12 protein-coding genes and 1 tRNA gene are annotated in these 14,447 nt (G+C 61.5%); 7 read left to right on the forward strand and 6 right to left on the reverse strand.

Annotated elements, in window-relative coordinates:
* Positions 1-28: 28 nt before the first annotated feature.
* A complete protein-coding gene (locus tag J2J99_RS00485; RefSeq protein ID WP_168295790.1) occupies positions 29-1,309 on the reverse strand; it encodes a 4-aminobutyrate--2-oxoglutarate transaminase in 1,281 nt (426 codons plus the stop codon).
* Positions 1,310-1,473: 164 nt separating this feature from the next.
* Between J2J99_RS00485 and J2J99_RS00490 the strand changes: the two genes are divergently transcribed.
* The 3 genes from J2J99_RS00490 (at position 1,474) to J2J99_RS00500 (ending at position 4,838) form a co-directional block, all read left to right on the forward strand.
* A complete protein-coding gene (locus J2J99_RS00490) occupies positions 1,474-2,280 on the forward strand; it encodes a MerR family transcriptional regulator (RefSeq protein WP_168295789.1) in 807 nt (268 codons plus the stop codon).
* A gap of 105 nt (positions 2,281-2,385) precedes the next feature.
* Positions 2,386-3,012 (forward strand): ribonuclease D, encoded by a 627-nt coding sequence (locus J2J99_RS00495; RefSeq protein WP_168295788.1) that lies wholly within the window; start codon positions 2,386-2,388, stop codon positions 3,010-3,012.
* Positions 3,013-3,287: 275 nt separating this feature from the next.
* The gene (locus J2J99_RS00500; RefSeq protein ID WP_168295787.1) at positions 3,288-4,838 is read left to right on the forward strand and encodes a hypothetical protein; all 1,551 of its coding nucleotides are present in this window, start codon (positions 3,288-3,290) and stop codon (positions 4,836-4,838) included.
* A 78-nt stretch (positions 4,839-4,916) separates the two neighbouring features.
* Here the strand turns inward: J2J99_RS00500 and rpsA are convergent, their stop codons facing one another.
* Together rpsA and cmk are read right to left on the reverse strand one after the other, a co-directional pair.
* Complete coding sequence (gene rpsA, locus J2J99_RS00505) at positions 4,917-6,620, reverse strand: 30S ribosomal protein S1 (protein WP_097608069.1); 1,704 nt, start codon at positions 6,618-6,620, stop codon at positions 4,917-4,919.
* 176 nt (positions 6,621-6,796) lie between these two features.
* Positions 6,797-7,444, reverse strand: a complete 648-nt coding sequence (gene cmk / locus J2J99_RS00510) for a (d)CMP kinase (RefSeq protein WP_168295786.1) — start codon at positions 7,442-7,444, stop codon at positions 6,797-6,799.
* A gap of 329 nt (positions 7,445-7,773) precedes the next feature.
* On the opposite strand from cmk, the gene J2J99_RS00515 reads away from it, so the two are divergent.
* Positions 7,774-8,157, forward strand: coding sequence for a TIGR02300 family protein (locus tag J2J99_RS00515; protein ID WP_085776500.1), 384 nt, complete (start codon positions 7,774-7,776; stop codon positions 8,155-8,157).
* Positions 8,158-8,305: 148 nt separating this feature from the next.
* Positions 8,306-8,381, forward strand: a tRNA-Ala gene (locus J2J99_RS00520).
* 503 nt (positions 8,382-8,884) lie between these two features.
* Here the strand turns inward: J2J99_RS00520 and J2J99_RS00525 are convergent.
* Positions 8,885-10,675, reverse strand: a complete 1,791-nt coding sequence (locus J2J99_RS00525) for a hypothetical protein (RefSeq protein ID WP_168295785.1) — start codon at positions 10,673-10,675, stop codon at positions 8,885-8,887.
* A 262-nt stretch (positions 10,676-10,937) separates the two neighbouring features.
* On the opposite strand from J2J99_RS00525, the gene J2J99_RS00530 reads away from it, so the two are divergent.
* Complete coding sequence (locus J2J99_RS00530) at positions 10,938-11,405, forward strand: hypothetical protein (RefSeq protein WP_168295784.1); 468 nt, start codon at positions 10,938-10,940, stop codon at positions 11,403-11,405.
* A 141-nt stretch (positions 11,406-11,546) separates the two neighbouring features.
* Entirely contained in the window at positions 11,547-12,056 is a 510-nt protein-coding gene (locus J2J99_RS00535; protein ID WP_168295783.1) for a CYTH domain-containing protein, read from the forward strand.
* A gap of 24 nt (positions 12,057-12,080) precedes the next feature.
* Here J2J99_RS00535 and J2J99_RS00540 read toward each other — a convergent pair whose 3' ends face one another.
* Together J2J99_RS00540 and J2J99_RS00545 are read right to left on the reverse strand one after the other, a co-directional pair.
* The gene (locus J2J99_RS00540; protein WP_168295782.1) at positions 12,081-13,019 is read right to left on the reverse strand and encodes a DUF2950 family protein; all 939 of its coding nucleotides are present in this window, start codon (positions 13,017-13,019) and stop codon (positions 12,081-12,083) included.
* A 29-nt stretch (positions 13,020-13,048) separates the two neighbouring features.
* Complete coding sequence (locus tag J2J99_RS00545) at positions 13,049-14,431, reverse strand: DUF3300 domain-containing protein (protein WP_168295781.1); 1,383 nt, start codon at positions 14,429-14,431, stop codon at positions 13,049-13,051.
* Positions 14,432-14,447 lie beyond the last annotated feature (16 nt).

Consider the following 14,447-nt stretch of genomic DNA (forward strand, 5'->3'; position numbering starts at 1 on the left):
TGCCGGCAGCCATTGAAATCCGGTTCGGTTACTTGGCCGCGCTCGCTTCCAGCATCGAGGCCTCGAGAATGTCGAGCGCCTCGCCGAGAACCTCGTCCTGGATGGTGATCGGCGCGAGGAACCGAATGACGTTGCCGTGGACGCCGCAGGTCAGCAGGATCAGCCCCTTGTCGAGCGCTGCCAACCGCACCCGGTTGGCGAAGTCGGCGCTCGGCAATCCCGTCCTCCGGTCATTGAATTCGACGGCGTTCATGAAGCCCGGTCCGCGGATATCGGTGATCTCCGGCACCTTTTCACGCAAGGATTCCAGCCGCTGCTTCAGCCGCCCGCCGAGCAGGTTGGCGCGGTTGCAGAGATCCTCCTCCTTGATGACGTCGAGGACGGCATGGGCAGCCGCGATCCCGAGCGGATTGCCGCCATAGGTGCCGCCGAGCCCGCCAGGACCCGGCGCATCCATGATTTCGGCGCGGCCGGTGACCGCGGCGAGCGGAAAGCCACCGGCAAGGCTCTTTGCCATCGTCGTCAGGTCGGGGGCCACCTCGTGATGGTCCATCGCGAACATCTTGCCGGTGCGGGCAAAGCCGGTCTGCACCTCGTCGGCGATCAGCAGGATGCCGTGCTGGTCGCAGAGTTCACGCAGCGCCTTCATGAAGGCGGCCGGCGCCGGATAGAAGCCACCTTCGCCCTGCACCGGCTCGATGATGATCGCGGCGACCCGCTGCGGATCGACATCGGCGGCAAAGAGCTTCTTCAGCGCCGCAAGCGACTGATCGGCAGTGACGCCATGCAGTTCGACCGGGAAGGGGACATGGAAGACGTCGCCCGGCATGGCGCCGAAGCCGACCTTGTAGGGCACCACCTTGCCGGTCAGCGCCATGCCCATGAAGGTACGGCCATGGAAACCGCCGCCGAAGGCGATGACGGCCGAGCGGCCGGTTGCCGCGCGGGCGATCTTGACGGCATTTTCCACCGCCTCGGCGCCCGTCGTGACGAAGATCGTCTTCTTCTCGAAGTCTCCCGGCAGCAGCGCGTTCAGCCGTTCGGCAAGGCTGACATAGCTTTCGTAGGGAACAACCTGGTGGCAGGTATGGGTGAAATGGTCGAGCTGATCCTTGACCGCCGCGATGACCCGGGGATGACGGTGACCGGTGTTGAGAACGGCGATGCCGGCGGCGAAATCGATATAGCGGCGCCCCTCTTTGTCCCAGATCTCGGCATTCTCTGCGCGGTCCGCATAGATCTGCGTGGTCATGCCGACTCCGCGTGAAATCGCGGCGTTCTTCCGGTCCGTAAGGCTTGTCGCGGTCATCGGTCTGCTCCTATATCGAGGTGTGAAAATTATCTTGCATAAGTTCTGCAAGATATTATGGAAATTCCTACATTTTTCCTGCAAGAAAACAAGAGGCATTTTTTGCTTCAAACATCAGGCGTTTTGATCAATGCTCGCGCGACGAGAATCGGGGAAAGTGGCGGATGAACGATAACGGGCCTGTGCGCTACAAGGTGGCGGAGGCCGCGCGGCTCGCGGGTGTTTCCGCCTCGACGCTGCGTCTCTGGGAAAGCCAGGGTCTGGTGGTTCCCGGCCGCTCCGAAACCGGTCATCGGCAATATAGCGCAGACGACGTGGCGCGCCTGAAGCGCATCTCCTGGTATCGGGTCGAACGCGGCCTCAATCCCGCGGCCATCCGCGAGGCGCTGGAGGGTGAGGATCCCGCGGCCGAGGGCGACGCAAGCCAGGATTCCGGCCTCGGCCGCAGACTGCGCAGCTTGCGCCATGCCGCCGGCAAGACGCTGGAACAGGTGGCCGGCGACAACGGCATCACCGCGTCGACGCTGTCGACGCTGGAGCGCACCTCGCAGGGTGTCGGCTTCAAGACGCTGCACGATCTCGCCGATTATTACGGCACCACCGTCTCACGCCTCTCCGGCGAAGAAAGCGGCGAAGTGCCGGTGCTCGTGCGCGCCGGCGAATGGCGCAGCTGGCCGGAAACGACGCCCGGCGTCACCGTGCAGTTGCTTGCCGAAGGCCCCAGGATGATGGACTGCCATCGTTTCGTGCTGGCGCCGGGCGCGGCCAGCGAGGGCGCCTACCGCCACGAGGGCGAGGAATTCATGCATGTCCTGTCCGGTCGGCTCGAACTGGTGCTCGACGGCGATCAGTTCTTCGATCTCGGTCCGGGCGATTCGCTGTATTTCGAAAGCCGCCGGTACCATTCCTGGCGCAACCGCCACGACGGCGAAACCGTGCTTCTCTGGATCAACACGCCGCCGACATTCTGAACCACTCGCAGAGGAAGCGGTTTCGCATATTGCGGCTTTGCGCTATAGGGCTAAAACACGATCTCAGGCCGGTTCAGCCTGACATCCCGAACGAAAGACAGTCTCATGGCCGCCACCATACGTTATCACGAAGGCGATATATCAGCGGCCGATGCCGCCCGTTATACCGGTGCGATTGCCATCGACACCGAAACGCTCGGCCTGGTGCCGCGGCGCGACCGGCTCTGTGTCGTCCAGCTTTCGCCGGGTGACGGCACCGCCGACGTCATCCGCATCGCCGCCGGCCAGAAAGAGGCGCCCAATCTCGTCGCTTTGCTCGAAGATCCGACCCATCAGAAGATCTTCCATTACGGCCGCTTCGATATTGCCGTGCTCTTCCACACCTTCGGCGTCACCACGACCCCGGTCTTCTGCACCAAGATCGCCTCGCGCCTGATCCGGACTTATACGGATCGCCACGGCCTCAAGGACAATCTCAAGGAGATGCTCGACATCGATATCTCCAAGACGCAGCAATCGTCCGACTGGGGCGCCGAAACGCTGTCTCCCGCCCAGCTCGAATATGCCGCTTCCGACGTGCTTCACCTGCATGCTTTGCGCGACAAGCTGACCGCCCGCCTGATCCGCGACGGCCGCTTCGACCATGCCACGGCCTGCTTCGAATTCCTGCCGACCCGCGCCAAGCTCGACCTGCTCGGCTGGGAGGAGGCCGATATCTTCGCTCATAGCTGAGCGAACGGCCCGGCCAACGCTGGCACCAGCCGGTCTGCTTCCACGACTCTAAAAAGCGAATAGCTGAAGCGCGCGACGCGAATCCGCGAGGTCGCGATCCGCTTTAGCGTTTCGTTAAGGTCTCTTTACTAAAATTCCTGTTAATTTTTATGCATTCGATGACGCCGGAAGCGCGTCATGCGGACAGGAGGATCTGCTGGGATGCAGAGGGATCGGATGAGCACGATCCTTTCATAGAGCCTGCTTTCATCGTCACTTTGCGAAAGGAGCATGCCATGTTGACTCCCGTTCGTGTAGCGTCCAATGCGAGCTTTTCGTCCCCAGGCCAGACCGCCGCGATCGTCGCCGGCGGCATTGATCGTTCGGTGATCGCCCCGGCGCCTGTCAACGCGGTCGAAGCGGCAGATCTCAATTCCGCCATTGCCGGCAAGCTCAACATCCTGCTGCTTGCCGCGCGCGAGCGCATGGTCGAAGCCCTTTTCGATGTCATCGACGCGGCCGGCCGCTCGATCTCTCTCGATCGGCGCGACGACGAGACCAATCTTGCCTACGCCTCACGGCTTGCCGATGCCATCTGGCGTCTGCCGGCCGCCGGCATCGACGAGGTCGAGCGCCAGCTTGCCGGACAGGGCCACAGCCTGCCGCTCAGGATGATCGCCGAAGCCTTGAGAAATCCGACGGGTCCGGAAGCCGCCCGGATCGTCGCTTATCTCGAAATCGTCCGCTACAAGGACCGCGATCTCGCCGCCCGCGCGGTGATGCGTTCCTATAGCCAGAACGACGCTTCGCCGATGCGCGCCGATTCCCGCCCTGAAATCCAGCTGCATGAGGGCAGCCTGCCTGCCGCGCCGCGCCAGCCGGCAGAAAGGACGCCTGCGCCGGCCGACGCCCATGTCGGCGCCGAAGTGCCTATGATCGACGTGAAGACGATCGCCCCCGAAGCCTTGGAAGCGGCAGCCGAGCCGAAAACGCCGCAGCTTGAAAACAACGCCCGCTCCTCTCTCGCGACGACAGAAGAGCTCGCGCCGGAAAATCCGGTCGCCTCGCAAACCGAAGCCGCGCAATCGACGGAGACGGCCGCGGCCGCCGATAGCAGGGAGACGTTGGAGCCGCATGCCATCCAGCCGCGTGCGAATTCGGAAAAGGCCGATCCCGTCATTCCCAGAAACTGGACGGGCATTGTCGCCTCGATGACCGAAGAGGCCTCCGAGATGATCGCCACCATCATCCGCGAGCAGGACGTCGACACCGCGCTGGAGGATGGTCCCGTCGAGGCGGCAGTGGAGATCGATGCCATTCTCGATGACGCCGTCATCAGCGACGCGACCGAGAGTTTGGCGAGGCATCCCTCTGAAAATCCCGCACCCGACCTGCGCCAGGCCGCAGCACTCCGTCCCGCGCCGATGGAGAGCGCGGTCGCCGCGGCGGCTGACCGTCAGCCGAAAGAGATCGCCGCGCAGCCGCCAATACTGCCGGCCCCTGACGCCGTTGAAACCTCTTATGTGCCGCTTGCGGCAAGAATGCCGGATGGTGTTGCCTATACCCAGCTGCCTTATCAGTTCGCCAAGGATATGCCACCGAACGAGACAGCGGGGGAGACGCACCACCAGCATCAGCACCAGCGCGACGACGCTTCCGAGGATCAGCAGCAGCAAGATCAGCAGGCGCAGTCAGCCGAGGAGGCCGAGCCGGACGCCGCGGCGACCGACGCCGCACCTGCGCGAAGGACGCCGCGAATGATCGACGCCGATCCGGTGCCTCAGCCGGCCAGCGCGGTCGCCGACCCGGTCTATGCGCTCTACCAGCGCATGGTCGGCTGGGAATGATATGGTTTCATCGCCTGAAATGCAGAACCCGCCGGATTGCTCCGGCGGGTTCTTCAATTTTAGCGAAGGATGCGGGGCTTATTCGCCGCCGCGGTTCTTCAGGGCTGCGCCTAGGATGTCGCCGAGCGAAGCGCCGGAGTCGGACGAACCGAACTGAGCGACGGCCTCCTTCTCTTCAGCAATCTCCAGAGCCTTGATGGACAGCATGATCTTGCGGTCCTTCTTGGAGAAGTTGGTGACGCGGGCGTCGACGACCTGGCCGACCGAGAAGCGCTCAGGACGCTGCTCGTCGCGGTCGCGGGCGAGATCAGCGCGACGAATGAAGGACGTGATGTCCTCGTGGTTGACGAGCTTCACTTCGACGCCGCCATCGTTGATCGCGATGACTTCGCACGAAACGACGGCGTTCTTGCGCAGATCGCCCGAGGCAGCGGCGTCGCCGACTGCATCCTTGCCGAGTTGCTTGATGCCGAGCGAGATGCGTTCCTTCTCGACATCGACGTCGAGAACGACAGCCTTGACGACGTCACCCTTGTTGAACTCCTCGATGACCTGTTCGCCCGGACGGTTCCAGTCGAGGTCGGAGAGGTGCACCATGCCGTCGACATCGCCGTCGAGGCCGATGAACAGGCCGAATTCGGTCTTGTTCTTGACTTCGCCTTCGACTTCAGTGCCGGCCGGATGGCTGCGGGCGAATGCTGCCCACGGGTTTTCGAGCGTCTGCTTGAGGCCGAGCGAAATACGGCGCTTGGACGGATCGACTTCGAGAACGACGACTTCGACTTCCTGGCTGGTCGACAGGATCTTGCCGGGGTGAACGTTCTTCTTGGTCCAGGACATTTCCGAGATGTGGATCAGGCCCTCGATGCCCGGCTCCAGCTCGACGAATGCACCGTAGTCGGTGATATTCGTGACGGTACCGGAAATCTTCTTGCCTTCCGGATACTTGGCCTGGATGCCATCCCACGGATCGGACTCGAGCTGCTTCATGCCGAGCGAGATGCGGTGGGTTTCCTGGTTGATGCGGATGATCTGAACCTTGACCTGCTGGCCGATGTTCAGGATTTCCGACGGATGGTTCACACGGCGCCATGCCATGTCGGTGACGTGCAGCAGGCCGTCGATGCCGCCGAGGTCGACGAACGCACCGTAGTCGGTGATGTTCTTGACGACGCCGTCGACCACCTGGCCTTCTTCGAGGTTCTGAACGATTTCAGAACGCTGCTCGGCGCGGGACTCTTCCAGAACCGTGCGGCGCGACACGACGATGTTACCGCGGCGCTTGTCCATCTTGAGGATTTCGAAGGGCTGCGGGTTGTGCATCAGCGGCGTGACGTCGCGGATCGGGCGGATATCGACCTGCGAACGCGGCAGGAAGGCGATCGCACCGTCGAGGTCGACCGTGAAGCCGCCCTTGACCTGGTTAAAGATCACGCCTTCGACACGCTCGCCGGCTTCGAATTTGGCTTCGAGCTTGATCCAGCTTTCTTCGCGGCGAGCCTTCTCGCGCGACAGAACGGCTTCGCCAAGCGCGTTTTCGATGCGCTCGACATAGACTTCGACTTCGTCGCCGACCTTCAGCGAACCGTCCTTGGCGCGTGCGCCGAATTCCTTGAGCGCAATGCGGCCTTCAACCTTGAGGCCGACGTCGACAACGGCGACGTCCTTCTCGATGCCGGTGACGATGCCCTTGGTGACATAGCCTTCGGCCAGGTCGTTCTTAGCAAAGGACTCCTCGAGAAGAGCCGCGAAATCCTCGCGGGAGGGGGTAGCTACTGACATAAAATCTCCTGCGTGTCCCCAAATGGAATCGGACACGTGCGCGCCGGTTGGTTTGCGTTGAACGGGCCTGAACCCAGTCCGCCCTCTCTCACGAAGGCAATCCGGCGCTTGGACGGAATTTCAGGCTGCTGTCTTAAAAGCGACGTGTGGCTCTTGGCACGCAAAATCGCTTGAATTTAGGCATTTCGGCTCAAGACCGCATCGATGATCGATTGAGCGGCTTGAAACGCGGCCTCTATACTCATTTCCGACGTATCAAGCAAGTGCGCATCGACCGCTGGTTTCAACGGGCTGTCGGCCCGTCCCATATCGCGTTCGTCGCGCCGCCTGACGTCCTCGAAGATCGCATCGAAATCCGCCGTCGCACCTCGGCCGATGATCTCGTCGTAACGGCGCTTTGCGCGCACCTCCGGCGACGCCGTCACATAGAGCTTTACTGGCGCATCCGGGCAGACAACCGTGCCGATATCGCGCCCGTCGATCACCGTGCCGGGCGCCTTTTCCGAAAACCGCCGCTGCGCCTCGACCAAAGCCCGGCGCACCGCCGGCATGACGGCGATCTTCGAGGCGGCTTCGCCGATTGCGTGTTGCGAAAGTATATCGCGATCCAGTCCGCCAAGTTCAACCTCCCGCGCGATCTTTTCCGCCACCGCCTCGTCGTCGAGCGGCAGGCCGGCGTCGAGCAGCGCCTTGGCGGTAGCGCGGTAGGTCAGGCCGGTGTCGAGATGATGGAAGCCATATTGCTCGGCGATACGGCGCGAAAGCGTACCCTTGCCGGCCGCCGCCGGGCCGTCGATGGCGATGGTGAAAGTCTTCGTCATCATGGGATCAATCCTGGATCAGGGCGCCAGCGGGCCTCGACGCTGAGCCACGCGTGGCATAATCTTTTGTAAAGGCGCAGCATTTCCTTCGCAAGCCCGCCCTTTCCGGCAACCATCTTCGCTCGCTTCCGCAACCGCCGCGCCTCGTTCCGAGAGGGGTGCCGGCTGGCCACCCGCCGGCGCCAGAAATACCCGGCACCGCGATGATAAAGTTTGGCTTTGACATGCGAAGCTGCAGCGATTAAGGGGACCGGCTTATAAATTCCGATGGAACGCCGGCTTGAACGGCATTTTGCCGAATCGCGGATTCGGCCATTCTCACGAGGCTTATAGTGGCGAAAGCGGAACTTGGAACCAAGCGCACCGATCCGGAAACCGGCAAGAAGTTCTATGATCTGAACCGGGATCCGATCGTTTCTCCTTATACCGGCAAGTCCTACCCCCTGTCCTTCTTCGAGGAAACTTCGGCGATCGCCGATGTTGCCGAGGAAGACGAGGTTGCGGAAGTCGATACCGAAAACACCGAAGTCGAACTGGTCTCGCTGGAAGATGCCGATGACGCCGCCGGCGGCGACGACATCCCGGACATCGGCGACGACGATGTCGAAATCGAGGGCGATGACGACGACGATACCTTCCTCACGCCCGACGAAGACGATGACGATGACGACATGAGCGACATCATCGGCGTCACCGGCGACGAAGACGAAGTCTGATCGGACAAATGCCGGCCCGGATGACAAAAATATTCCGGGTCGGTTTTTTTAGGCTTGCCATCTGCGAAAACCGCAAGTAAGAAGCCGCCACTCCGAAGGGAATGCCCCGAGGAAATCCCAGGACCGGCTAGGGCCGGACCACCCTGATGGGGCTATAGCTCAGCTGGGAGAGCGCTTGCATGGCATGCAAGAGGTCAGCGGTTCGATCCCGCTTAGCTCCACCATTAAATTTCCCTGGCATAAATATAGAACGGAAACAGACGGAGAGCTGACTTAAAGGGCGATCGCTCAGGCCTAGTCAGACTAGTGTTTCAGACCAACTTCCGACTGTTGCCAATATTCAATCCGCGAAATCAATCCGCTGTCTGTGCGGCGACGGATCTGGTCTAATTTCTGCCCCAGCCTTACCTGGTGCATGACCGCGGACGAGCAAGGTGAGACCTGACCATGGATAGGGCGTGCCGCGTCAGCGACTGCGAGAGGGCCGCGAAAGGCTGAAGCGTTCCCTGTGATGCGCACCAGACGGCTCATCGTCGGCGCGGGGATGCCGAGCAGAAGGCGAAGTCGGCCTCAGGCAGACCATTCGCGAAGAAAAGGTCCTAGATGTAAGCTGTCAGCAGGAAGGCAAGGTGACTGCCCTACGAGGGTGCCACACGACGCTCATATGGCAAGTGCAGGCGCACCCAGGCCCTGTGCTCGCTGGCACCGGCATTCAGCACACATCGCTTCAGCGATCCGGCGCGTCGCCATCTTGCAACGACAAACCAGCAGCCTCTATTCCCGCAAAGAATCGTTCCTGATCTTCAGGCCGCGCCAGCCGGCTCACGACCTCCCGTCGAATGTTCGGGATCAGTGCGGGTGATTGGCGCCGGATCCAATCGAGTTGCTCCTTTGCCTCCTGCTGTTTTCCACGCGCCCCGAGAATGGAGAGCAATACGAGGCGATGCATCGGATTGTAATTGAGGTCCGACATGCGCGACCAAAGTTCCGCAGCCTGTGTGTCGCCCCGCATGAAGGCGCAGAGCGCCATTCCGACTTCGTAATATCCACGTGGGCCGGCATTCTTGCCGACGGCCTCTGAAATCAGCGTGCAGCCCTTGTCCCATTCTCCCGACATCGACAGGCGCAGGCCGTATTCGCCGGCAACCTCGGTGTCGTTCGGATTGCTGGCATAGGCCTCGGCGCCGGATCGGAGGGCCTCGGCCGGATCATTACCGAAAAAGTCGGCGAGCATCAGCGCCTGCAGGGCGCGCGCATTCTTCGGGTCGAGCTGCACGGCATGTTCGGCAAGTTCCTTGGCGATGCCGAGCGTAGCGGCCGTCGGTTTGGTGTGAAGCTGGTATGAAAAGCGGAACTCGTCGAGATGGATCAACGAAAGAAGGGCTGTGACATTGGAATCGGCGGGCGCTTCTTCCGCGGCCCGTTGCAGGCAGGATTTCGCCGCCGCGTGCGCCTTCACCGTCATTTCGCTGCGATAGCTGTAATAGGAGAGAACGCAGGAGAAAGCATCCGCATTGCCGGCGATGGCGGCGGTATCGGTCTGGAACATGACGCCGAACGGACGCCCGACCGCCGCGGCGATATCACCGGCAAGGCTCGCCTGCGTTTTCGGAATACCCTGCACCTTTATGTCGGCATCATAATTGCTCGCCCAGATAACTGCTGCGTCCGCTCGCCGCACCAGCCTGGCCGTCGAACGCAACTGACTGCCTTCAAGCCTCACGCTTCCCTGCAGGGCGTAGAGCGGTTCCGACGAAACCCGGCCGGTCCTGTTCCGCGGCATGGCGGTAACGACGACAATGTCATTGAAGCGGACCAGCTTTTCGATGATATCGTCGGTCATGCCCCGAGAAATATCGGAGGCGAGGCCTCCGTCCGAGACGCTCTCGAAACGCTCGACGAGAATGCTGGGGCGCGTGTCGGGTGTTGCCGTCTTGCGCGCCGCCTTCGGCGATTCCAATTGTTGAAGCAGCGCCGCTGCCGAGATAAGGATGAGCGCGAAGCCCGCCGCCAGGAGCCAATATAGGGGCCGCCATAGACGCCGATCCGGTTGCTCGCGGCCGATCGGATCCGCACCCCTATTGATCTGGCCGCTGTCATCGCCGGACAGCCCAGGCTGGTCGGGCTGTTCGGGCAGCCCCATGTCCGCGGGGCCGGCGCTCTCTATGACCTCGAAGACGGGCATGTAGCCGCCCTTGGGGATCGTGATGATGATCCGGTCGGCGGCGCCGGCGGTCAGGTAATAGTGTTCCAGTTCCCGTCTCAGTCGACCGGCTTCGATACGAACGCAGGGATCTTGTTGGGCATCGAAATTCGCGTCTCTGCCAAAAACGGCCTGCGCGATGGTGAAGGCTTTCAGATAGTCGCGCCGGCCCGCGAGCGTTTCGGTGACCACGAATTCAAGAAATCGCCTGGCTCGTTCGGGAAGGCGGAACTCGTCGCTGGAAAGAATTCGCTCGAGTTGCTGCTGAACTTCCTCCTGCGAGGCCGCGATCCTGTTTACGCTTGCACTCGTCATCGGTTCCCCCAGTTCCCCGATTGTGGACAACCTGCAGCTCGCCGTCTAAACAATGATGCCCGCTTGCCATGCCGGCAATGCCGCCCGGCTGAATAACTTGCCCTACTAAACGCATCCGACAAATACCCAGATGCTGGTTGCAAGCATCCGGGTCGCGAAATGCCGGCGTAGTATACCGTATTCTACCGGCATGGACATGTATTTTACTGCCTTGATCTTTCAGCTCGCCTTATCATCGATGGGTATTCTGGAGGAGGCTGCGATGACATCACCTGAGACCGCTACACCCCATCCCATGACAAGTGCGGAGGAATTGCGCAAACGTGCTCTGGAGCTTCAGCTTGTCGAGATGGAGCGCAGCGAAAAGATCAAGGCGCGCGAAGCAAAGAAACACGCGGAATTCGTCGAGGATTTTTTTCGCAAGCAGATCGGTGAAACGGAGCGCGCCGTGATCAAGCGGCTGGTCATGAAAGCGGCGGCGGACGGCAAGTACGAGGCGCTGATCTACAGCTTTCCATCGACCTTCTGCACCGACAGCGGCCGGGCCATCAACAACAACCTGCCGGGATGGCAGAATACGCTGCAGGGAAAGGCAAAGGAACTTCTCGAACTTTTCGAAAAGGTCGCCAAGCCGCAGGGATATGGGCTGAAGGCCATGATCATCAACTTCCCGGACGGCATGCCCGGAGACGTCGGCTTCTTCCTCACCTGGGAGCCGCCTGTCGACTGACCGGCAGGAGCAGACATGGATGTCGCCCGGCAGCCTGCAACGGCTCGGGATAACGGCTTGCGGTGAACAAGAGCAATTCAAAGTGTCAAAGCGCCTTTTGCATGTCTTTGCGGACGGGCGGCGCTGTAGGGAGCGATCGACTTGAAAGCGACCGAGATCGAGCGCAAGTTTCTCGTGCGCAACGACGGCTGGCGCCGTTGCGCCGGCATTTCGCAGGTCCTGCAGCAGGCTTACCTGTCTCGTGACGAGAACGCGGTACGCGTCCGCGTGATCGACGGTCGCTCGGCCTGCCTGACAATCAAATTCCGTACATCGGGGCTCGCCAAGGACGAATTTGAATATGAGATTCCGGTGGAGGAGGCACGGGAGCTGCTCCTCCACGCGAGCGGCCGCGTCATTGAGAAGACGCGCTACCGGGTTCTCCACGATGGTAGAAACTGGGATGTGGACGTCTTTGCCGGTGCCTATGAGGGATTGACGCTCGCCGAGATCGAAATGGCGAGCGAAGACGATCTGCCGACCCTGCCACAATGGCTCGGGCGAGAGGTCACGGGCAACAAACGCTACTCCAATCGCGCCATGGCGGCTGCCTCGCACAAGCCGTCCCTGCATGTATGGGCGGCTGAGGACGGCGGCGCCCTGCGCCTCTGAAATGGCGCGGGGTGCGGCCGGATCCTATTCGCTGACAACGGTCCAGTTGGCATCCGGATTGAAATCCTTTATCGCAGCTGCGCGCTGTTCCGTCTGCGGTCCGAGATCGCGCTGATAGATGGCGCTCCTCCCGTTGACTATAAATGTCTGCACGCCGGTCACCCGATATTTGACCGGCCAGGCGATGAGCGCGAAGCCGCCGGTCATATAACCGTTGATGACGTAGCTTTGTTTGCCGCCTAGCACGTTGTCGCCCTGAGCGGTCAGGATGCGATAGCGGTAGCCGAAATAACCCTCGCCGCGTTTGGCGGCGCCGAAGGCCGCCGTTTCGACCAGGGCGCTCGCCGGGCTTTCCTCCGGGTAGACGCTCGGATCCCAGTAGAGACCGTCCAGCTTGCCTGGACTGCTGATCAGTTTCTTGGCGAACTCATAAATGCCGTCGCCGTCGCGGTCCTCGGATGCATATTGATACTGCGCCGCCACATATTCATGCATCGTGTCGATCGTCGCCAGCTCGTTCTCGCCGATGCGCCGGTTGACGATCTCCTCGAAGCCGCGCTGCGTATCGAAGGACCATTTCCCGTCCTTATCCTCCGTCAGAGGAAACGGTAGAGGCCAGAGCCGATCGCCGATCGCAACGATTTTCGCACCTTCGGCGTCTTTGAGGATCACCTGTCGCCCGGCGCCTTCCCGGATCAATCCATAGGCGATCATCGCCTCGTTGTTGGCGCGCAGCCTCTCTGCGTTGAGACCGAGCAGATCTGCAAGGTCGCCGATATTGTTGGAAGCGAGCACCGACTTCAGCCGGTCAAGCGCAAGTGCCGGGCTGTCGAATTTCGGAGACGGCTTTGCCGCCTTGTATTCGGCGAGATCCGTCTGACCTTGCGAAAGCGCCGGTGTCGTCGGCATTGCGCAAAGCGCCGTTGCAAGCATGAGCGGGATTACGATCGATTGGCGTCTCATGATGTAACTCCATGGGCTCGGAAAGGGTCTCATCGCCGGCCTCTGCCGCCACCACCGCCACCGCGGCCGCCGCCCCCGCGCGACGGCGGCGGGCGAGAGTGCTGAGCGGGACGGGCTGACGGGCGGTTAGCGCCCATGCTTTGCGCACCTCGCTTCGAGGCGACGGCCTGCTGGCGGCCCGGCTGGACATTGCCGAGTGCGCTCGGCTGGCGTCCGCGATTGTCCGGCCTGGCGGCCATTTGCGGCTTATTGGGTTTCTTGACGGATTTCTGCGCGGGTTTCGCCGAGGGGCGGTTGGCCGATTGTTTAGGGCGGTTCTCCGGCCGCGACGCGTTCTGGCGATTGGCGGCCGTCGGCCTGTCCGCCTGCGGTTTGGCCTTCAGCCCTTGCGCCGTGCTTTTCCGGATATCGTCCGCGCGCGCCGTTGTTCCGCGATTGCCCGGCCTCTGGCTTGCCTGGAGATCCGCGGCCTTGTTGCGCAGCTGATTGCGATTGTCGGCCTGAAGGCCCGACTTGATCGTCGATCGGTCGAGCTTCGCAAGTTGGTCCTTGCCGATGCTCAGCTTGCTGCGATCGACATTCGCCCAGTCGACGTCATTCCACTTCATTTTTCCGTTGAAGTTGCGATTGTTCAGGCAATTGTTGCAGTCGATGTCGATATCGCCATCCCAGCGACCGCCCCATACGCCCCAGTCATCCCAATTGACGATGGCCGCCCAGGTAAGCCCGGTGACGGCGGCGGCAAAGAAGCCTGCGCCCGGATAGTAATAGCTGTCGTAATAATCCGGATAATAGGAGATTGGTTCTGCGGCGTAGTCCGGCTCGTAGAGCATTTCCGGCGGATATTGCGGGATATAGATCTTCTCGGGATCGGTCGGCCGAATAATGATGTTATCGTTTTCGGTGACAACCGTCACCTTGTCATCGGTCTTGATGATGTTCTTTGCCACCGCCTCGTCGCGAAGCTGTTGAATGGCAATCAGCACGTCCTTCTGCTGATTGGCGAGCGCATCGGCGAGCGATTGGGTCCAATCGAGATCCTCGCTCATCATCTTGACAATGTCCGGGTAGTTGAGCAGCGAAATGACGCTGCCATCCCAATCGCTTTTGGGTTTGAGGTCGGCATTCTTCTTTTTCGCGTCCAGAAAACGCTGGGCTTCGATGATCTGCAAGGGAAAGAGCGAGGCGGCCGAAATCGCCGCGACCAGCTCGTCGGGATAGAGCGCGATCCGCGCGACGAGCACTTCAAGCTCGTCTTCGGAGAGAAGGGCAGAGGCCGGCTGCTCGGCACCCGCCGAGGCAGGGGCGGCAGCTGGCGCGGGAGCCTGGGCTCGCACGGGCAAGGCCGGCTGCAGCGCAATGATCGCCAGCGCCGACAATCCACCAAGCAGTTTGCGGGAAATTGCTTTCATCGCACATGGACCTCCC

This window comes from Rhizobium binae (assembly GCF_017357225.1).
GTDB lineage: Bacteria > Pseudomonadota > Alphaproteobacteria > Rhizobiales > Rhizobiaceae > Rhizobium > Rhizobium binae.

What these genes read in the sequence shown, in the direction of transcription:
- J2J99_RS00485 (WP_168295790.1), bottom strand. Translation starts at nt 1,309, where the DNA reads ATGACCGCGACAAGCCTTACGGACCGGAAGAACGCCGCGATTTCACGC.
- J2J99_RS00495 (WP_168295788.1), top strand. Translation starts at nt 2,386, where the DNA reads ATGGCCGCCACCATACGTTATCACGAAGGCGATATATCAGCGGCCGAT.
- J2J99_RS00490 (WP_168295789.1), top strand. Translation starts at nt 1,474, where the DNA reads ATGAACGATAACGGGCCTGTGCGCTACAAGGTGGCGGAGGCCGCGCGG.
- J2J99_RS00530 (WP_168295784.1), top strand. Translation starts at nt 10,938, where the DNA reads ATGACATCACCTGAGACCGCTACACCCCATCCCATGACAAGTGCGGAG.
- rpsA (WP_097608069.1), bottom strand. Translation starts at nt 6,620, where the DNA reads ATGTCAGTAGCTACCCCCTCCCGCGAGGATTTCGCGGCTCTTCTCGAG.
- J2J99_RS00540 (WP_168295782.1), bottom strand. Translation starts at nt 13,019, where the DNA reads ATGAGACGCCAATCGATCGTAATCCCGCTCATGCTTGCAACGGCGCTT.
- cmk (WP_168295786.1), bottom strand. Translation starts at nt 7,444, where the DNA reads ATGATGACGAAGACTTTCACCATCGCCATCGACGGCCCGGCGGCGGCC.
- J2J99_RS00500 (WP_168295787.1), top strand. Translation starts at nt 3,288, where the DNA reads ATGTTGACTCCCGTTCGTGTAGCGTCCAATGCGAGCTTTTCGTCCCCA.
- J2J99_RS00545 (WP_168295781.1), bottom strand. Translation starts at nt 14,431, where the DNA reads ATGAAAGCAATTTCCCGCAAACTGCTTGGTGGATTGTCGGCGCTGGCG.
- J2J99_RS00525 (WP_168295785.1), bottom strand. Translation starts at nt 10,675, where the DNA reads ATGACGAGTGCAAGCGTAAACAGGATCGCGGCCTCGCAGGAGGAAGTT.